16 protein-coding genes are annotated in these 20,372 nt (G+C 56.1%); 6 read left to right on the top strand and 10 right to left on the bottom strand.

Translation table 11 applies throughout. The features are described 5' to 3' along the window. Positions 1 to 112 precede the first annotated feature (112 nt). Complete coding sequence (locus NB063_RS18310; RefSeq protein ID WP_250930205.1) at positions 113 to 721, top strand: hypothetical protein; 609 nt, start codon at positions 113 to 115, stop codon at positions 719 to 721. An 80-nt stretch (positions 722 to 801) separates the two neighbouring features. On the opposite strand, the gene NB063_RS18315 is transcribed toward NB063_RS18310, so the two are convergent. After that, on the bottom strand, positions 802 to 2,781 hold the full coding sequence (locus tag NB063_RS18315) for an ABC transporter ATP-binding protein (protein WP_250930206.1): 1,980 nt from the start codon (positions 2,779 to 2,781) through the stop codon (positions 802 to 804). Between the two features lie 309 nt (positions 2,782 to 3,090). Between NB063_RS18315 and NB063_RS18320 the strand changes: the two genes are divergently transcribed. Then, entirely contained in the window at positions 3,091 to 3,294 is a 204-nt protein-coding gene (locus NB063_RS18320) for a hypothetical protein (protein ID WP_250930207.1), read from the top strand. Then, a complete protein-coding gene (locus tag NB063_RS18325) occupies positions 3,291 to 4,550 on the top strand; it encodes a DUF1559 domain-containing protein (protein WP_250930208.1) in 1,260 nt (419 codons plus the stop codon). Before NB063_RS18320 ends, NB063_RS18325 begins: the two co-directional genes overlap by 4 nt. A 33-nt stretch (positions 4,551 to 4,583) precedes the next feature. Here the strand turns inward: NB063_RS18325 and NB063_RS18330 are convergent, their stop codons facing one another. From NB063_RS18330 to NB063_RS18350, 5 genes are read right to left on the bottom strand one after another with little or no spacing between them, the layout of a single operon-like run. After that, entirely contained in the window at positions 4,584 to 5,651 is a 1,068-nt protein-coding gene (locus NB063_RS18330; RefSeq protein WP_250930209.1) for a DUF1207 domain-containing protein, read from the bottom strand. Then, positions 5,605 to 7,356, bottom strand: a complete 1,752-nt coding sequence (locus tag NB063_RS18335) for an ArnT family glycosyltransferase (protein WP_250930210.1) — start codon at positions 7,354 to 7,356, stop codon at positions 5,605 to 5,607. The genes NB063_RS18330 and NB063_RS18335 overlap by 47 nt, the downstream gene beginning before the upstream one ends. Continuing rightward, the gene (locus NB063_RS18340) at positions 7,353 to 8,552 is read right to left on the bottom strand and encodes an LptF/LptG family permease (protein WP_250930211.1); all 1,200 of its coding nucleotides are present in this window, start codon (positions 8,550 to 8,552) and stop codon (positions 7,353 to 7,355) included. The genes NB063_RS18335 and NB063_RS18340 overlap by 4 nt, the downstream gene beginning before the upstream one ends. Further along, on the bottom strand, positions 8,546 to 8,740 hold the full coding sequence (locus NB063_RS18345) for a hypothetical protein (protein ID WP_250930212.1): 195 nt from the start codon (positions 8,738 to 8,740) through the stop codon (positions 8,546 to 8,548). The genes NB063_RS18340 and NB063_RS18345 overlap by 7 nt, the downstream gene beginning before the upstream one ends. Continuing rightward, complete coding sequence (locus tag NB063_RS18350; protein WP_250930213.1) at positions 8,737 to 11,208, bottom strand: glycosyltransferase; 2,472 nt, start codon at positions 11,206 to 11,208, stop codon at positions 8,737 to 8,739. Before NB063_RS18350 ends, NB063_RS18345 begins: the two co-directional genes overlap by 4 nt. 348 nt (positions 11,209 to 11,556) lie before the next feature. On the opposite strand from NB063_RS18350, the gene NB063_RS18355 reads away from it, so the two are divergent. Continuing rightward, the gene (locus tag NB063_RS18355) at positions 11,557 to 15,315 is read left to right on the top strand and encodes a PVC-type heme-binding CxxCH protein (RefSeq protein ID WP_250930214.1); all 3,759 of its coding nucleotides are present in this window, start codon (positions 11,557 to 11,559) and stop codon (positions 15,313 to 15,315) included. A gap of 59 nt (positions 15,316 to 15,374) precedes the next feature. Further along, positions 15,375 to 16,493: a hypothetical protein gene (locus tag NB063_RS18360; protein WP_250930215.1), complete on the top strand. Its 1,119-nt coding sequence runs from the start codon at positions 15,375 to 15,377 to the stop codon at positions 16,491 to 16,493. On the opposite strand, the gene NB063_RS18365 is transcribed toward NB063_RS18360, so the two are convergent. From NB063_RS18365 to NB063_RS18375, 3 genes are all read right to left on the bottom strand, one after another. Beyond that, the gene (locus NB063_RS18365; protein WP_250930216.1) at positions 16,490 to 17,344 is read right to left on the bottom strand and encodes a UbiA family prenyltransferase; all 855 of its coding nucleotides are present in this window, start codon (positions 17,342 to 17,344) and stop codon (positions 16,490 to 16,492) included. The genes NB063_RS18360 and NB063_RS18365 overlap by 4 nt on opposite strands. A 124-nt stretch (positions 17,345 to 17,468) precedes the next feature. Continuing rightward, positions 17,469 to 18,314 (bottom strand): histidinol-phosphatase, encoded by an 846-nt coding sequence (gene hisN / locus NB063_RS18370; RefSeq protein ID WP_250930217.1) that lies wholly within the window; start codon positions 18,312 to 18,314, stop codon positions 17,469 to 17,471. A 31-nt stretch (positions 18,315 to 18,345) separates the two neighbouring features. Continuing rightward, the gene (locus NB063_RS18375; protein WP_250930218.1) at positions 18,346 to 19,116 is read right to left on the bottom strand and encodes a rhomboid family intramembrane serine protease; all 771 of its coding nucleotides are present in this window, start codon (positions 19,114 to 19,116) and stop codon (positions 18,346 to 18,348) included. A 161-nt stretch (positions 19,117 to 19,277) separates the two neighbouring features. Here NB063_RS18375 and NB063_RS18380 point away from each other — a divergent pair, with 161 nt between their 5' ends. Next, a complete protein-coding gene (locus NB063_RS18380) occupies positions 19,278 to 19,811 on the top strand; it encodes a hypothetical protein (RefSeq protein ID WP_250930219.1) in 534 nt (177 codons plus the stop codon). Positions 19,812 to 19,818: 7 nt separating this feature from the next. On the opposite strand, the gene NB063_RS18385 is transcribed toward NB063_RS18380, so the two are convergent. Continuing rightward, positions 19,819 to 20,244 carry a VanZ family protein gene (locus NB063_RS18385; protein WP_250930220.1) on the bottom strand — a complete coding sequence of 142 codons (426 nt, stop codon included), beginning with the start codon at positions 20,242 to 20,244 and terminating at the stop codon, positions 19,819 to 19,821. Between the last annotated feature and the right edge of the window lie 128 nt (positions 20,245 to 20,372).

Consider the following 20,372-nt stretch of genomic DNA (forward strand, 5'->3'; position numbering starts at 1 on the left):
GACGATAACGATTCTGTGGCCGGGTTCTCATGCCCGAGATTCGGCCGTTTGTCGCTGGCTCGGACCTCCTAGCCGTGACCCGATAACCGCCCAGTGAACACGGACGTTTGCGATGAATTACGCCGCTCAATCCCTCCTACTTGCCCTCGGTTTGACTCTGTCTGTCGGTTGTTGCGGACCGATGTGGAATCCGGGCTGCTGCGGAACCGGATGCGCGACGACGTGCGACAGCGGTTGCGGTTCCTGCGGGGGCTGCGGCGAGCTGTATATCGATCCTTGGATCAATGATCCCGCGGATTGCTGCGACCCGTGTGATTCGTGTGGCAACTACAACGGGCAGTCCTGTGGTAAATGCCGTCCCGTCTTTGCAGGCATTAAAAGCCTGTGGGGCTATCGCTGCGACGACGGATGTGGCGTCGGGGCGTGCGATGGCGGTTGCGACGGGGGCTGTGATTCAGGCTGCTGTGATGGCGGGGCTTACGGTTCTGGTATCGGACACCCAGGCGTTATCAGCGGGTACGTCGATGGCGGAGGCCAGTCCTATGAACTCGGCGAAGGCGAGACGATTGTTGAGTCGAGTATCTCGAACGGATCGTCCGCATCATCGGCAAGCAATCCACGTATCACCAGTCAGCCGCGGATCACGCATCGATCCGGCAATGCACGTCAAATCTTTCAACCACGCCGCGTTGACGAACCGCGTTCGGCTCTCGCTTACTAAGCACGAGGCGGAAACGAAATGACCTCGTGGATCTCGCGGGATACCCACGGGGAGAGGAACCTTGACTCACCGGCGAGTGTCTAAACCGCCGTCGGGGATTGGTTCATCTGCAAGTGAACCATGTCTTGATAGCGGCCGCCGAGTGCGAGCAGTTCCGCATGGGTGCCCGATTCGATCACCCGACCATCTTCGAGCATGACGATTAAGTCGGCGTTGACGATCGTGCTCAACCGGTGAGCGATCACCAACGCTGTGCGATCTTCGAGCAGTTCCGACAGACTCTCCTGAATCAGCCGCTCGCTTTCGCTGTCAAGATTGCTGGTCGCTTCGTCAAGAATCAAAATTTGCGGATCCGCCAAGATTGCGCGAGCGATCGCGAGTCGTTGGCGTTGACCACCCGAAAGCTTGACGCCGCGTTCGCCGATCAGGGTGTCATATCCGCGGTCGAGATTCTCGATAAATTCGTGAGCCGCGGCAGCCGACGCCGCTGCGATCACGTCGCGTCGATCAGCCCGTGGCCGCGCGTACGCGATGTTTTCGTGAATCGACCCGTCGAACAAGAACACGTCCTGTTCGACGATGCCCAACAACGACCGATAGCTCGATAGCTGGATGTCTCGTAGGTCGATGCCGTTGTAGAGGATCTCGCCCTCCGTCGGGTCGTAGAAGCGTGCGATCAGGTTGGTCAACGTTGTTTTGCCCGCGCCGCTGCGTCCGACGAGTGCCACGGTTTGCCCCGGGGAAATCTCGATTGAAACGTTTTTCAACACCAACGTGTCGCTACCGGGATAACTGAACGAGACGTCGCGCACCGAAATCGCTCCGCCTCCAACATGCGACGGCAATCGCGATGCACCTTTGCGGCTGGGCAATTCCTCTTCGACGTCGAGGACGTCGAGAATGCGATCCAAGCCGGCAAGGTTGTTTTGGAACATAACAGCGCTGCCCGCAATCGTGGCCAGCGGATCGAGCAGCATCGTCAAGTACACAAGGAACATCATCAGGTCACCGAGCGTGAGTTCACCACGCGTGATCTGGTACCCTCCGTAAAGCAACAGGCCTGTCGAAGCGAGTGGGATCACCACTTCCCAAATGGTTTCGATGATCCGCATCCACCACCACGTGAAGAGTTGTTGGCGAACCAGGAAATCACCCTCGCGGACGTATCGAGTTGATTCGGTGCGGGCCCGCGAAAACGTTCGCACCACTCGAATGCCGCCAAAGGTTTCGGTGGCACTGCTGTCGATCCGTTGACGTTGCTTACGCACGTCTCGAAACAGCGGTCGGATGCGGTTGATGTAGGTCCGGTGAGTGATCCAGACGACCGGCAGCAGCATCAGCCCCCCGAGCATCAGTTTCCAATCGACGAACATCAGGATCACCAACGATCCGATAAATTGAATGATCGCCCGCCACGGGTTGTAGAGCATGCTGAAGATCAGATCGGCAACGCCGCCGGCATCTTCCCGTATAAGGCTCGCCACGCCGCCACTCTTCATCGAATAGACATGATGCAGCGGCAAACGGACCGCGTGATCGAACACTTGACGGCGGATCGATACCTGGGCTTTGTTGACGGACTTGGTTGCCAACCATCGTCCGATGAGATTGACGATGGTCCCGATCCCCGTCAGCACGGTGACAACGATCGCGATCGCGGCGAGGGTCCGCATCGGTGACTCGACGGGATCACCAAGGACTGCGACCACGCCCGGCAGTTCCGTCAACCACGACGGTAACGGTGAGGAGGGTTGGGTGAGAACCGAGTCAATGGCGAGTTTCGTTCCCAACGGTGGAATGAGGCGAAGTCCGATGCCGAAGGTCAGGAACGATAACGCCACCACAATCGTGCCGCGGTGTCCGGCGATCAATCCCCAGAAGGCTATGAACAACTCGAGGAAAGATCGTTCCCGGTCGCCGATTTTCTTCCGGCTGCGGTTTGAGCGTGAGTCGTCGATGTCCGAGTGGTGGCCCGCGACGACGGATCGGCCGTCACGCTGACGTTTGCGAACGGTTTCGCGATAAGTATCGAATCGACGACGACTCGGTAGGATTGCCATGAAAATAATGGTTGAGGTAAAGGGGGAAAGATCGGTATGCGACGATGGTTAATGGATTATCCCAGGTCGTCTAGGCGAGTGAGTTGGTCATGGATGTGGATGAGCTTGCTTCAATCCTAACCCGATGTTTCTGAAACGAACACGCGAGGCGACGGCTTTTCGCTCACTTGTCTAAATTGCAAGAAAGCGTTTCCTGCCGAACTGGACCTGTTAGGGGCGATGAGAACCGTAGGCCTCAAAAATTTACTTGATCTATTCGAAATGCTCCCATACAACAGATCACGTGCCTCCTCGTTCTTCGGAAATCAAATGGAAAAGTTGTCATCCGGTCGAGTCTCTGTTGCACTCACGCTCATTATAGTTGTGATGCCGCTGCTGGTTTTGAGTTCTGGTTGCGGTCGTAAGGGGGGCGTTGTCGGGGAAACGGACGAATACAGCTACGAGGACGTAGCCGCCCAAATCCGCGCCGAAGACGAAGCCTCCGAGGCTGAAAGAGAGTTGAGGGATCGATGAATCAGTTATCTGTGCGCAGAGTCCGTTGCGGATTCACTCTCGTCGAGCTCCTTGTTGTGATTGCGATCATCGGGGTTCTTGTCGGGTTGTTGTTGCCCGCCGTTCAAGGCGCTCGTGAAGCCGCTCGGCGGATGAGTTGCGGCAATAATCTCAAGCAACTCGGCTTAGCGCTGCACAACTATCATGCCGCTTTCGGTAAATTGCCGATGCACGGCACGGGGCCGACGAATGAAACATCCCGCTCGACCACAGCGGCTGAAAAGAACGATGGAACCGGCTTTACTCGGTTGGAGTTGTCGTATCTCGTCGGTCTGTTGCCATACTTCGAACAACAGGCTCTGTGGGAGCAGGTCAGCAACCCAATGGTCGAATCCGATGGCGATCGTTGGCCCGCGTTTGGTCCGCGTCCCTTGGTGCTCAAGTACCCGCCTTGGTTGACTGAAATCCCGACACTTCGTTGTCCAAGCGATCCGGGTGTGGGGTTGCCGGCGCTCGGCCGAACGAACTACGCGGCGTGTACCGGTGACGGTTTTTACGATGCCGAAAACGGGGCAACCGTTTGGACGGGATCGTCCACCAACGGACGCTGGCTCTACAACTCGGATGCCCAAGCGATGCAACGAACACGATGCGGAATGCGTGGTGCATTCGTGCCGCGGTTGGCAACCCGTTTTCGTGATCTGACCGATGGACTGTCCAATACCATCGTCATGGGTGAAATCACGACAGGCCTCAACGACAACGACATTCGGACCGTGGGCACGAGTGCTCCGTCCAAGGCATCGGGTAGTAAATCGGCAGCCCAGTCGGTAGCGGATAACCCAAATCAATGCAACGATCTCGGCTTCGTCGATGCGACGCGTCCGTCGTTTTGGGATACCAGCGTTGTCACCACGTACGCATCGGTGTCCCAACGTGGCTTCCGCTGGGCGGCGTTCCACACCTTGCAATCACAGTTCAATACGATTTTGGCACCTAACTCGACGGTTTGTCTGGTCGGTGGCGCCGACACCTATGGGATTGCACCACCGAGTAGCCGTCACATCGGCGGGGTCCATGTCTTGATGTCCGACGGTGCTGTCAAATTCGTCACCGACTCCATTGATGCTGGCGACCCCAACGTTCCCTGCGTGTACTGTGATTTGCTATCCGGTGGTGCTAACAGCATCACGGAGGCCGGCTCTGAGAGCCCGTATGGGTTGTGGGGCGCCCTCGGCACGCGTAACACTCAAGAAATTATCGACGTCGAATTCTAAGTTTGCGTTGCGTGGATTCTTAGCCGGCGGCGGTTAATAATCAAACCAAACACCGCCGCCAAGATATTCTTCAGACCGACCGAGAAACTCGTATTGGCTCGTCGGTCCATCACCATACTGAATCCCAAAGCGAATCCGCCGCCCCGATTCAAGGCTTTGAAACGACCATCCCAGTTGAATTGTCGTTGCGACGTCGTAATCCATCGCTTCACGGAAATTGAAATTGGCGGCGGCAAACGGGGCGCCAACCAGCAGCGACCTCGCCACGGGAGTGTACTCCAATCCGGTTTGGAATTGATACCGAGCGGCCCCACCCGATGCTCGGAACGCGTCGGCTATCTCCCCATAAAAGCGGAACGTTGCTGAAGATTGGAAGCTACCACCGACGATCAACGATTCCGTTACGTAGTTGACGCGTTGGAATGTCGGGTTGCGGATTAAATATTCGTCGCCCACGTGCGAGCTAATATGGAAGTACCCAAGCTTGATCGCCCAGGGGCCTTCCGCCGCGGTGAGTTCGGTACCGAAGCGATAGTCCATCGATTCAACGTCTTCGGCGTGCAGGATATCCAACCGTGTCATCACAGCTCCTTCTAAATCCCACTGCCAGCCTTGTGGTTTCACGGCGCCGGCGGTCCCGTAGCGAAGCAGGCCCACGCGGCCACCAAGGGTCGCGTCCCAAAAGACATCGTCTTTCTGGTCACGAAAGACTACTGTGGAAATGCGGGGCTCATGTGGTCCGGCTAGGTACGATCGCCACAGCAGTCCGTCGGGAAGCAGATGCAGGCTGCGCTGGTTCGAAACAGGGCTAGACGACATGGCGGTATCGCAGGCCTCGCTGGATGAAACGATTGCGTTTTCGGGTAATTGCTCGCTCTCGCAAAACAGTATTCCAAGCTCATCCGTGTGGTAAATCGAATCGGTGCTCCAATCTTGTCCGATCGCTAATCCGGTGCGTAAAAGAATGACGAAGCATATTGTTCCGATCAAAAACAAGTGCCGGTACGTCGACATGCGACTTAGTGGTTGCTGCGTTGGCGTCCATGCGACCATCTCAATGACTCGCCCCATCGGCGACGCTCGCGATATGAGGAGTGGCATGCTCGATCCGCTCGGCGAGGTACAAATGCTCGTGGTTTTCCTGTTCGGTGAATTGATGAGTTGGCGCGGTTGCAACACGGGTGTCGGCGATGGTTTCATCTCCCGTGATCACGATCGTTCTGTCGTGGAGCGAAAGAAAGGCCTTGAACTCTTCGTGCATCGTTGGGGCGAAGTACACGATGGGACGGTGCGGGATTTGAAGGGTGATCGCGTGTGGTTTTTCTCCGAAGAAGACGACCGGCGATTGAGGGTGCTCCTCGGTCAGTCGCAGCGTTCTGACGTAAAGCGAACGCGCGGTGGAAACCGTGGGCATGAATCGGGCTGCCGCAAAACTCAGCAGTCCAACGGCGACGATCATCGTGGCCGCCCAGCCTCGCCACGAGAACGCAATCTCGCGATTCCACATTCGAAGCGTTGTGATCCCGGTCGCGAGACAGACGGTCGCCGAGGCGAACGCCATCAGAGAAACCGTTCGGCCGATCCATGCGTCCGCGGCAAAGACACCGATCCACGTGCCGAGGATTATCAATGTCGCTCGTTGAGGAAACGGTCGCAAGTAATTCGTAATGCGGTTGGCTCGCTCGGGCCGCATGACAGTTTGGTCCAACATCACGCCCAGTATCAAGCAGATCAACGGAATCGCGGGCAGGATATAGGTCGGCAGTTTGCAACTCGCCGCCGAGAAGAAAATCAGCATCCAAGTTGCACCACAAAACAAGAATCCAAGATCCTTCGAACGTAGTTCGCGTTTGCGTTCCGCGGTGCTGACCACGAACACACCGACCGATGGCAATAGAAGAGATGATGGGAACATGCCCACAAAGACGACGGGCAAGTAAAACCAAAAAGGCTCGCGACGATTAGATCCTTCGGTAAATCGCTTGAAATTGTGTTCCAAGAAGAAATGGTCCATGAATTGAGGGTTAAAAATTCCGACGGCAACGTACCAAGGCAGACAGACGAGCAGCATCGGCAGTAGGAAGGCCGCCCAGTGCAGGACACGGGTGCGAGTTTGGTCAGCGCGGAGCCATCCGCTCACGACTAATGGTGGCGCACATAAAACCAATGCGATTGGGCCTTTTGTCAGAACGCCCAACGCGCACGCGATCCCCGAAACCATCCACCAAGCCCAACGATGACGCTGTCCGCGAACGGCGATGTAACCGGTGAGCATGCACAACGTTGTGAACATGGCGAGCAATGCATCGAGAATCAAGAAACGACCTGCTAATACAAAACCACCACACAGCAGCAGGGACGCCGCACTCAACCAGGCCGCTCGCCCGCCCACGATCCGGCTTCCGAGTGAGAAGACGATTACGATGGTTAGAAACGCGGACAACATCGACGGCAATCGAGCGGCAGTTTCGTTGGTGCCCAGCAGGCTGAAACTGGTCGCCGTCAACCAGTACATCAGCGGTGGTTTGTCGAGATACGCGATACCATCGAGGGAGGGCGTGATCCAATCTCGCGACTGGTTCATCTCGATCGCAATCTGTGCGTAACGTGTCTCATCCGGTTCGATCAGCGGATAAGAAAGGTTTGGAAGCAAGACGATCAACGACGCGGCCGTCAATGCGATCCATGCGAGCAATCTTTGTCGTCGGTTCCAGTCCCTGGACGTCGCAACGACTTCCTCAGCGTTCACCGGGAATAGAATTGTGTTCCAGGCGTAACGCAACTGGGATTTGTAAGGGAAGATCATGATGAGGCAGGCCGGTAGATAATGCGACGAATCATCACGAGACTCAGCGTGATGAATAGGAGGTTCGCGATCCACACGCCTTGCGGCGGGATCCGTCCGCTTTTTGCGAGGTCGAGGGTTAACGCGAAGATGGGGTAGTAAACGAGCACAGTGGGAAGGAACACGATTCCAAAAGTGGACATGGTGTCCGAAGCACGCATGCGGATCGCCAACGGGATGCCGATCATCGACATCGCCAAACACGTGAATCCGCTGGCCCAGCGCCGGTGCATCTCCGCTGCTAGGCGATGAAGGCGTTGGCGACTCGAGGTGAGTCGGACTTTGCGACGGACTGCTGCGCCATTTCCTATTTCGCGGGGTCGGGACGTCAGTAAACTGAACCCGGTGTGAACGGCGATTTCGCTCTCGCGACGATGAATGTCAATCGTTTGAAGGAGCGTTGCCTTCGGTAAATCGGACATCCGCATGTGTGACGGGTGTGCGGACAGAAGGTCGTATTTCTCGTCAGGACAGAGTGGAATCAGCTGCTTGTACGTGTCGGGAAAACGGAACGAAGCCACGTCGTTCATATTCGCCGAGCCATCAGTAATACTGAGTTCGAGTCCACACACGGCGCTGTCGTATTTCAGCACCGCGCTGCGGGCGTGGATGGTGATGGTGTCATCATCGCTGCGGCGAATGTGAATGATCGGATTGATCAGGTTCTCACCTTGGACGTGTTGAACCATCAACGACAGCGGCCCGTGTTGGAAACTGTGTTCACGCTCAAGAACGCGATAGGCGATCTTTTGAACCGATGACATGATGACGCCTTCGATCCCATGAAACCCCCACGTGAAGGCGATGTTGATGAGGCCTACGGTTGTCACGCTGAGAAGTGTCGTGATGGCAATTGCCGGCCACATCGCGGGAAGTGGCGAAACCCCGATCGACTGCAGGACGGTCAGTTCATTGTCCGCAGACATCCGCCCGTAGACGCAGCACACGCTAAACAATGCCGTGCCAGCAACAGCGAGCGAAAGTGCATTTGGCATCGCATACGGAATCAATCGAAAAACGCTGGTCACCCCGAGGCCCTGGTTCATTGCTTCGCGTGCGACGCCGATGAACATCACGAGTGATGTGATGACAAAGAGCGATAGTAGGAACATCACGAGAATATCTTTCGTGATGCGACGTTGAATCGTGTTTAGCATGCACGATCTCGCATGGGTAATGGGGGATTCACCTGGCCTTCACGTCGTTCGATTTCGTCGATCATGCGGCGGATCATGCTGAGTTCGTTGTCAGAGCAACGGTCACCCTCGCGCGAGGACATTGCCACCATCCCGGTCGACTGGGAAAGCGAATGACCTAGCCGGTGCCACCACTGAAGGAAGTTCATTGGTGAGTCGCTTGGCTTTGCGGAGTTTGAGTGCGGGCGAGACGCGCGTCGGGGGACCGCAAATGCACCTCGTACACTCGAGCGGGACCGCGTCTGCCTAAATCTGTTAGCTGGGAATTGGTAGGGAGAAATTGCCTCAGCTGGTTTGATGCCACGCGGTCGTTGACGACGAGAATGCAGTTTTCGTTTTTTGTGACAAAGTCCGTGAGTTTGCCGTCGTCGATGGCCGCGAAGTTGGGGATGTTATCGCGGTCGAGATAGAACGGGACTTCTGAAAATTCATGGCTCACCGTGGCAATTGCTGAGGGAGTTTCCACGGCTAACCGTTGTTGCAGCGGTGACGTGTCAGCGAAAAGTGATTGCGAGCGACTGTAAGCGGGCAGGAGTTGGTGCATCACCATAATGGCAAACAAGAACGCGGCCGCCGTGGAACTCACCCACGCGGTCTTGGCGTGATGCCGATCCGCCAGCAGCAACAGAGAACTGACCAGCAACGCCGTCCACACGACCGCCCATAGAGAGATTGATAACGCGGTCTCGCCAGTCTGGTACATGACAAACACGACAAATCCGACCCCGGCCAAGCAGGTTGTGGCGGTTGCCGAACGGGCGGACCAAAATCGGGCGAACCAAAGATTGTTGGCATTGGTCGGATCTCGCAAAACTTGGCTGAGATAGTGGGCCAACATCACCGCCATGGCTGGCGATGCCGGCAGGAGATAGGTCGGTAACTTGCAACGTGATAGCGAAAAGAAGACAAAACACCACACGCTCCACAGGAACAAAAAGCCGATGACAGGTGAACGGTGTCGACGTGTCGCTTCGTCGTTCCCGATCAAAAATTTGGCATAGGGAATCGTCAAGAAAGACCAAGGATGTCCCGCGATCAAAAGGACCGGAACGAAGTACCAAAACGGTTTGGCATGAAATTCACCCGCAAACCGGGCTAAGTTGTGCCGATAGAAAAACTCGACCAGGAACGTCGGATCTTGAGCAGTGACCGCGATCATCCACGGCCCTACGATGGCCGCAACGGTGCCGCCGAAGAACGCGTAATGCCACCAACGAGGTCGGATGACCGAATCCGATAGCCATGCAAACGCGAACAACGGAGGCAGCCACAAAACGATTGCCACAGGTCCTTTTGTCAGGAAGCCGAGCCCGCAGCAAATGCCCGAAAGCAACCACCAACCCAGATGCAGTCGCTGTCTATCGTCGCTTGCGCGAATGGCTTCGTACGCCGTGAACAACGACAGCGTCACAAACATTGCCAACACGCCGTCGAGAAGTAAGTAGCGACTCGTGAAAGCGAATCCGATCGAAAGCATGAGCACGACACCGGACAACAGTCCAATTTTGCGATCGAAAAACCGTGATCCGAAAAACATGGTCGCCGTGATAGTCGTGAGCGCGGCGCAGGCCGGGACAACCCGTGCGGTTGCTTCGTGCGTGCCGAACAATGTAAAACTGATTGCGCACAACCAATAAAGAAGCGGCGGTTTGTCGTAGTAGGTTTCGAAGTTCAGTTGGGGCAACACCCAGTTCCCCGTTGCGATCATTTCGCGGGGAATCTCGGCGTAACGTGTTTCGTCCCGGTCGATGAGTGGATAACCAAGGTTGGTAAGCAGGAAGATTGCGGCAACGCATAGCAAAGCGATTTGCAGATATCCAAACATCCGTTGCGGTGGCCCTGAAATTTGCGTGCCGGGCGATTCGGCGCTCGCGGTAGTGGGGAACTGAACCGTATTCCACCAATAACGAGCGAGTGCGGTGAGCACCTTTGGGATGTGCCTGATCGAAACAGTGCTAGAACCTTGGGTTCGCGGGCGATGAGAAACTCCCACCTCCACGACGCTGCGTCCCTGTTGATTCGCTTGTACCAGCAGTTCCGAATTGACCAGGAAACCATTGCCCGAGATCGACAGATTCTGAACGACGTCGCGGTGAAACATTTTCAAGGCACAGTCGACATCTCGGACACCGGTGCGAAGGAATGCTCGGACGAGTTGGTTGTAGACTTTCGAGTACAAGCAGCGCAGTGCGGTGTCTTTGCGGTCGATTCGATAACCGCAAACGATGTCATATCGCCGCGAAAGCAAAACGAAACGATCGAGTTCACTCAAATCGAATTGACAGTCCGCGTCTGTGAACGCGACCAAATCATTCACCGCCGCCGCAAATCCGCTACGCAACGCCGCCCCATATCCTTGATTGGGAGAATGCCGCATCAATCGCACTGACGGATTGGTTCGCGACACCTGTTCGACGATCGACGCAGTGGTGTCGGTACTGCCGTCGTCAACGACGATGATTTCGAAACGATCGGTAATCTTCCGCAGGGCCTCGTCGGCCTCGTTGATTGCGGTGAGGATCACTTCGCTCTCATTCCAGGCGGGGAGAACCAATGAAATGGAGGGCAGTATTACCGGGGGAGGTGATAGTGTGTTGTTGTCCGTGGGGGCGTGCATCCATGCACTCCTGAGTTACGAATTAGTTAGTATTTGAGGAGACGTATACGAGCAAACGCGGATTCTCGGCAATACCAACTATTAGGGTTTTAGTAATTGGGTGGCGGCGGGATTCTTTTCGCGGCGATCCAAGTCGCGAGTGAGGTCGTAGGTAGCGGTACGGCTAAACGCCGCGAAATAAGGGTTTGCCACCCAATTTGCGTGGCGAATGCGAAGCTCGGATTCGCAGGAAAATCCGCGCCGGCGGTTACGTTCTGTGTCGCTACAGGACTAAAATACACTCCGATTTTTCCCCTCTCCCACCTACACCTCCCTCCTCCATTTCCCCACCTTTGGATACCCCAACCGATGTTGAAGCGAATCTCTGGATTCTTGGGCGTCATGACGTTGTTCGTGGCGTCGACGTTATCGACCGTGTCGCATGCGGCTGCCCCCGCTTCTGCTTTCCCGATCGAGCAAGAACAAAAGATCGCCGCGGTCGGCAATTCGCTCGCGGAGCGAATGAACCTATACGGTCATTTTGAAACACGCCTACACCTTCGGCATGCTGACAAGAACATTCGTTTTCGCAATTTCGGTTGGCCCGCCGATGAAGTGGCGAACCGGCAACGTCCTAATAGCTACACGGCGATCGATGACCCGTTGAAGGTTTTTTCGCCGAATCTCTATCTTTGCTTCTATGGATTCAACGAATCGTTTGCCGGCGACACGCCTGCGACGGTCGAAGGTTTCGTTGCGGACTACCGAAACTGGATCTCCGAGCTTGAGGTGACTTACACGGCCGAGGGTGACACCGCGAAGTTTATCCTGGTCAGCCCCGCGGCGTTTGAATCGTCCGGTAATCCTTTGCACCCAGATGCCGACGAACGCAACGCGTCGCTCAAAGTCTATCGGGACGCGATCGAAAAACTCGCGACCGAAGATGGTCATCGTTTTGTCGATTTGTTCACGCGGACGCTTGAAGCGTTTTCCAAAGACGACGGTCTACAATTCACGATTAACGGGGTTCACTTGAACGAGGCCGGTGACCAATTGATGGCCGCGACGCTCGATCGAGCGTTGTTTGGTGAGGATGCGTTGTCCGCAGAGGTGATGCAGCGATACGAAGGCGTCCGTCGATGGGTGAATGATAAGTCTTGGTTCCACCAGCAGGACTATCGCATGCTTAACGGATGGTATGTGTATGGCGGTCGTCGTACATGGGACACCGAAACCTTCCCGACCGAATACCGTAAGATTCGAGCGATGGTTGCGGTGCGAGATCAATACGTCTGGGATCTCGCCGCAGGTCGTCCGGTCGCTGACGAGCCGGATGATTCGAAGACCGGGAGTATCGTGGTCCCCGAGACGATGTTCGGGACGCGGAACGAGAACTTTCGCAAAATGCGTGAACCCGAGGAGTTGGTCTATCCGACACCCGAAGAATCCATCGACATGATGACGGTTCCCGAAGGCTTTCGCGTCGAACTATTTGCGTCTGAGCGAGAGTTTCCTGAGCTCGCCAACCCGAATCAAATCGCGTTTGATGCTAAGGGCCGGTTGTGGGTTTCATGCATGCCGAACTACCCCCAGTGGCAACCGGGCGCTAAACGCCCCGACGACCGGTTGCTGATTCTGGAAGATACCGACGGCGACGGACGGGCGGACAAATCGACGACGTTTTATGACAAATTGATCTGTCCGACGGGATTCGAGTTCTTTGATGGCGGCGTTCTGGTGGTCGACGAACCACGCATCCTCTTCCTGAAAGACACCGATGGGGATGACCAAGCGGATGAGGTGATTCAGTTGATCGATGGGATCGCCACCGATGATACGCACCATACGATGGGCGCCTGGGAATATTCCCATGGCGGATTGCTGTATATGCTCGAAGGAATCTCTTTGTCGACGACGTTGGAAACTCCTTGGGGAGCGTTCCGAAATCGGAACCGAGGCGGCGCGTACGTCTATGACCCGTTGTCGATGAAATTTCGCCACTTCGTCACACCTGGCTACGGCAATCCGTGGTGTTTGGTCTTTGACGAGTGGGGCAACGCGATGGTGGGTGACGGCACGAATGCGAAACAACACTGGGCGACCCCCTTATCAGGTAAAGAGGTTGAAACTCGAAAAACGCTGGAGCCGATCTTTGACAACGAAGGGATGCGGCCCGCGGTCGGTAACGAGTTTTTGCTCTCACGCCACTTGCCCGATTCCATGCAAGGACAATTCATTTATGCGTGCGTGATCAACATGCACGGTATGCCACGTTTTAACGTACGTGATGAAGAAGGCACCGCCGGCATGACCGGCGAGCGAATCGAAGATCTATTGTCGTCGACCGATATGATGTTCCGTCCCGTGGATCCCAAGATCGGACCCGACGGTGCGATCTGGTTCGGCGATTGGTGCAACGCGTTGATCGGTCACATGCAATACTCACAGCGTGATCCGAATCGGGACCACTCTCACGGACGTATCTACCGAATGGTGAATACGCAAAAGCCGTTGCTTAAGAAAGTCGACCTGGAAACAAAATCGGTCGCCGAATTGCTCGATCAATTACTCGTTCCTGAACTGCGGACCCGTTACCGTGTTCGCCGCGAAATCCGCAAGCGAGACAAAACGGATGTGTTTGCCGCCGTGACAACGTGGATCGGAGATTCCGAAGATCCGTTGCGATTATGTGAGGCGATGTGGGTTCAAGAAAGCTTCCGTGACGTCGATCCCAATTTGATCGCGCGCGTTCTGAAATCAGACGATTTCCGCGCCCGCGCCGCAGCGGTTCATGTGGTTTCCAACGAAATGGATCGCTTGGCCAACGCACAGCAGATCGTGACCGCGGCGATCGATGATCCTCATCCTCGCGTGAGGCTCGAAGCGGTCCGGGCGCTGAGTTTCTTCACAAACGAAGAGGCAATGGTTGCGGCGTTGTCGGTGACCCAGCACCCAATGGACTACTGGATCGAATACACGCTCGAACACACTCTCCATGCGTTTGAGCCGTTGTGGGTGGGACGGGGTAATTTGGACGAATTCTTGACGTCCGCGTCCGAACCCCTACGAGCCTATTTTCAACGTTACTTGAAGATGACCGGCCCTGGCGCAGCCGCCGTCGTGCCTTTGGAAATTGCGGAGAATAGCGATTCAACTCCGGCAAAACGTGACGCCGCGATCCGTGAACTTGCGGCTATTCGTGGTGGCGATGCGAGCCGCGGTGAGGGCGTGTTCAAGCAAGTTTGTTCGGCGTGCCACCAAGTGGGTGAGCTGGGTAAGCCGTTTGGCCCAAACCTCTCGGATATCGGTTCACGCTTCCCGCCTGAAAAGATCATCCGATCGATTCTCCTGCCCAACGATGAAATATCAAAGGGTTACGAGACGGTACTGTTGCTCGATTACGACGGGGTGGCCCACACCGGATTCATCTTGAAGGAGGATGAAGAGCAAATCACGCTCGGCATCGCCAACGGAAAAGAAGAGACGCTCTTGAAGGAGGACATTGAGCTGCGGAAGGATATGAACGCCAGTTCGATGCCTGAAGGACTCATCAAGACGATTGCTCCGATCGAGTTCCTTGATTTGATTGAATACCTTAAAGAGCAAAAGGATGTTCGTCGGGTCAGTGAACGAGGGCTCAATCGACGCGAACGCTGGGTGCGAGCGGAATACCGCGAGCCACCAGCCCTCCGCACCCATGCAGGCGCGACCGAGATTTCTCAAGACGCGTGGCTGCGGTTGGGGCGGAACTTCAACAACTCGACTTGGAACGAGGAATCGCACCTGTTTTTATCGCCAATCCCGCGAACGCAATATGACTTCGCGTTCCATTCCGAACATGACGTTTCAGAGCCCTCTGTGACGATTCGGTTGTCGGACACGAAAACGCTTCGTCATCTTTGGATTCGCAATCGACTCGGCGGCCAATTTGACAAGCGGGCAGACGGCTTAACCGTATGGGTCAGCGACGATGACAAGCACTACTCCAAAGTCTGGACGGCGGCGGAGCCAAGATCAGAATGGATCATCGAGTTTCCGGAGGGAACCCGTGCCCGGTACATTCGAATCGGATTGCTGGGCGAGGGAACCTTTCATCTGCATCAAGCCGTCGTGTATGGGAGTCCTTAAGACGCGTGGCTTCCATACAAGTCTCAAACGTTGAATCTATTTCGAATCCACGGATCCCGGTGCTCTTTTCACCGGCCGTGGATTTTTGGACGTTTGGAGGCAGCGCACTTCTTGCGCTGGCCATGTTGCCTGTGGGCGCCGTGCTCGGCGTGTTGCACTCCGACACACCGCGTTGGACTTGGTTGGCCGCGATTTTATTGATCGACGTCGCTCACGTGTATGCAACCGGCTTTCGCGTTTACTTTGACCGTGATGAATTACGTCGCCGGCCTTGGCTGTATGGGCTCACGCCTCTGCTGGCGTTCTTGGTGGGAGCGGCTATTTACAGTGAGAGCGTGGCGGTGTTTTGGACGCTGTTGGCCTATCTCGCCGTGTTCCATTTTGTGCGTCAACAGTATGGCTGGGTGGCACTGTATCGTGCCCGCGAGGGCGATGTGAGTCGAGGCGGATGGTGGGTCGACGCGTCGGCAGTTTATCTCGCCACAGTTTACCCGTTGGTGTATTGGCATGCCCATTTGCCGAGGCAGTTTACTTGGTTCGCCGAAGGCGACTTTCTCGCTCTTCCGCCAATCTTCGAGACGATTTTCGAGCCGATTTATTGGGCGGCGCTAGCAACTTACACAGGGCGTTCGCTGTATCGTGGACTTAAACAGGGGAAATGGAATCCAGGTAAAGATCTCGTTGTGCTGACGACGGCGGTTTGCTGGTATGTCGGAATCATTTCGTTGAACTCCGATTACGCGTTCACCGTCACGAACGTGATCATCCATGGGATTCCCTACATGGTGCTGATTTATTGGTATCGCTGGCATCGTCCCGGGGCGGAAGCTGCGAATCAGGACTCCGAGTTACTGGACGACGTCACCGCAGCAAGTCGTTGCAAAACGACCGCAGGACGTGTCTCTCTTTTTCTCGGCGCGATCTGGGTGTTGGCATATGCGGAGGAATTGGCGTGGGATTGCGGGCTTTGGCATCAGCACGAATGGTTGTTCGGATGGGCGGCATTTTCTATCGAATCGGCCAGCGGTGCACGGGGATGGGATGTGGGAGGGTTTGAACTGTGGATGGCCCCGTTACTCGCCGTGCCACAGATCACCCACTACGTGCTCGACGGTTTTATCTGGCGACGTTCGGCTCGCTCTGAGTCTAACCTCGCACCATCCATCGGGTCGGTCTAACGGCCCGGTGCGATCAGGAACACGTCGTACTTCCAAACAAAGTGCATGCTGAAGATGACGATGATGTTCCAGCCGATGAAGAAGAGTTGAGAGAACCCCAGCGGGTAGCGTCGCGGGCCGAAGATCGCGTCGAATAGAAAGAAGGCTGCACCCGCGGCGAGGAACCAGGCAACCCATTGGTATCGAAACGACGTCGCCGCAATTGCCGATTCGATGATCAGCATCGCGACCAGAAGCCCTTTCGATCCGCGAACACCGATTTGAATCGCGGTCGAACGCCGTCCCTGAAGTTGGTCTTCGTCGACGTCCATCAGTTGGCCAAACAGATGGCTGTGCATCGCAAACAGGGCGCCGAATGCGAGTGCCGCCAGTCCGATTTGAGGTACCCCACAAAGCCAACTTGAGAGCACCAGCACCAACAGATACCCGGCTTGGTTGATGAGGTCCCATCCGGGGCGAGATTTAAAGTTGAGATTGTTGTAGGTGAAGTTGGCCAAGCACACGGCGACAAACCAGAAAAGCAAGATCGGACCACCGATCCAGACAAACGCCACGACGAATGGCAACTGCGACAACGCGATGATCCACGGCAGTCGTCGTCGGAGGTCTGCGTCCGGTCGGGCACCAAAAAGCCACGAATCTTTTCGTGGATTGGCCGCGTCGGTCACCGCATCGCCGAGGTCATTCCATCCATAAATCAATAACCCGAGCGGAAAGCAAACATAGACGCATCCGAGCCAGAACGCGGGAGAGTCGAACAGGTCGCGTCCCGCAAAGGGCAGGACGAAAAACCACAACTGCGTCGGCCAGAACCCGGGACGCGCGACTTTGATGATGGATAGCAGGTTCAATGCCGTGGCCTGGAAAGTGTCGTCGTGCCGTGCAACCTCTTAACCGCGGACACCGATCGATAACGAACCGAAATTCATGAGTGATCGTTCACTTTGAGGCACTTCACCATTGGCGGGCACTTGATTAGCCGAGCAAGTCGAGAACTTGTTGGTGTAATTTGCCGTTGGTGCCGACACCGTCGCCGCCTCGAACGGTTTGAGTACCTTTCCAGTCGGTGAAATGCCCGCCCGCTTCGGTAAGAATGGGCACCATGGCGGCGACGTCCCACGCGTTGCAGATCGGATCGACCATGATGTCGGCGCGTCCGGTCGCAACCATCATGTAGCCGTAGCCATCACCCCATGTCCGAGTCAGAAAACAGGCGTTCTCAAGTTTCTGATACGCTTCGCGGTTACCACGTTTGGTGAACGAACCGACTTCGCTGGTCACAAAGACCGCGTCGGCGAGGTTGTCGCGTTGAGAGACCTTGGCGGGTTTCCACTGGGTGGCGATATCACCGTTTGAGGTTTGTGGCAGCAGCCCGTCGGCGTAAAAACTGCCGTGACCGATCGCGCCGACGGCGGCTTGGCCGAGTGCTGGAATCAAAATCATTCCGCCGAGTGGTTGCCCGGCATGCTCAATCGCCAACAGCGTTGAGTAGAGAGGAACACCACAAATGAACGACTTGGTTCCATCGATCGGGTCGACGGTCCAGCGGTATTCATTGTCGCCGGTCTGCTCAGCAAATTCCTCGCCGGCGATCGTGTCATCGGGGAATCGTTCAGCGAGCAATTCACGCGTCAGCATTTCGGCTTCGCGATCGGCGATCGTGACCGGTGAGTCGTCGCCTTTGCGGATGACTTCGAGCGAACGGTTTTGAAAGTGTTCGAGTGTTTTGCCACCGGCGGCGAGACCGACTTCGATCATCGCGGCGAGACGACCATCATGAGGTGCACGCCATTGATTCAGTAGCTGTTGTTGAGACTGCATTCGAGTGAGACTAAGTGGTAGGAAGGATGATTTAGAAACGGCGTTCGAGCACGGGTTCGTGGCCGAGGTGGTATCGATTGACCGCGATGGCCAGCAGCATTCCGGCAACGAATCCTCCCGCGTGCGCCCACCATGCGACGCCATCGACCATGCCGCCGGAAAGAGATCCGATGCCGCTGAAGACCTGCATCGCAAACCAGAGTCCGAGAAAGATGGGTGCCGGAACCACGATCGTGGTGAAGATAACGATCAGCGGCAAAATCGTCAGCACGCGGGCGTGAGGATACAAGAACGCATAAGCTCCCATCACACCCGCGATCGCTCCGCTGGCACCGATCGTGGGCACGGGGCTGTCCGTCTGGGTGATGTAATGGGAGAGCCCCGCGAGAATCCCGGTCCCGAGATACAACCCGGCAAACCCGACATGGCCGATCCGGTCTTCGACGTTGTCGCCGAAGATATACAGAAACCACATGTTGCCCAAGAAATGCATCCATCCCCCGTGTAGAAACATGCACGTGATCAACGTTACCCAAGGGGCGACGGGTGAGGGGGCGAGTTCTTGTCGAACGGTAACCACTTCGATTCCGCGCGGTGTTTGCACCGGCTGTTGAGTTTCGATCACGGGGATCGCATCGGGGTCGCTCAACCGCAGCGGCACCATTGCAAACGCCGAAATGATGCCCTCCCCTTGATCCGGCGCGGATTGTTGAGCCATGAACGCGAGGGAGCACAACGCGATCACGATGTAATTTACGACCGGCGTCCTACGGCTGGGAATATCGTCACGAATTGGAATCATGCGAGGCTGTTATTAGCGATCAAAAGTGACACGACGGGGTGATCCGCTCGGCGAGTCGCTGGCGACTTCGGTTTTCGCGTCGAGGACGCTAGTCTATCCGATCGCCGGTAGTTTACGAACGCCACTCTCCCGAACGTCGCGACGACAATTGAGCAAACGATATGCCCACACCTCTCCCCGAAGACGATTGGAAAAAACAGCTCGATCAAGCCAAAAGGCCCAGTGAACTACTGCCCATCCTTCAGGACCTCGCGTCTCAGGAGGACGTCAGCGGGATTGCCCGGAAGTGTCTCGAATTGCTCGCCCATGAAGACTCCGAAATTCGCATTTGGGCGGCCGAGGCACTCGAATCGAGTGCCCTTCCCGATGCCAGTGAAACCGAAGAACTGACACAGTGGCTCGAGCACCTGTTGGCTCAACAAGCTAACGCGGCGAAGAAACCGTTTGCTTGGCCGGGGACCCCCGCGGCCGAGGCGGCGAAGGCATCACCCAAACCGGATGAGGAGTTGGCGGCATCCTTGCTCGCCGATCAACTTTACTGGACGGCGACCATGCTGGGCCGGATCGGAGCGGATGCCGCATCAGCGGATCCTGCTTTGGCGAGGCTGGAACAACTCGGCCAGGACGCTGGTGCGAAACCGTTTCATGATGCCGCTGCGAGGGCGACCGTCATGCGGAAACGTTTGTCTGCTTAATGCGTTGTTAGTTTAAAAACGCGGACCGGGGCTCTGAACAATCGCTGCGCCGCCGGCGTGCCCAGTGATACCGGGCAAATGCGTAGAGTGACACGGCGAGCAGTGTGCCCATCGCGTCGGCAACAAAGTCACGCACGTCGGGACTGCGGCCACGGACGAGTGCCTGGGTCAATTCGTCGAGCACGCCGTAGACAAGACACGTCAGTACGATCCCCCCGAAACGACGCCACAGTCGGGTCGAGTTGGTGCAATAGCAGAGCAGCGTGGCGAGTAAGAAAAACGCCGTGAAATGCATGACTTTATCGTTCATGCGTGGCATTGCCGATGGAATCTCGGGAAGATGCGTGCCGGTGAAAATGATGCACCAGTAGAACGCGAGGGTTAAAATTCCCAGGCGAACGCCGAACAGTCGAATTCCCGAAACAGGTTGCATCTATCATGCTCTCGTGTAAGGCGATCGGCAGATGCGAACTGACCGTGTGACCGCCTTGGAAGACCATCGCACATCCCGCTAGGGTAAGTATCTAGCTGCCGCTCGTAAAACATTGACTCACCACCGAG

Source organism: Aporhodopirellula aestuarii, from assembly GCF_023701485.1.
GTDB lineage: Bacteria > Planctomycetota > Planctomycetia > Pirellulales > Pirellulaceae > Rhodopirellula > Rhodopirellula aestuarii.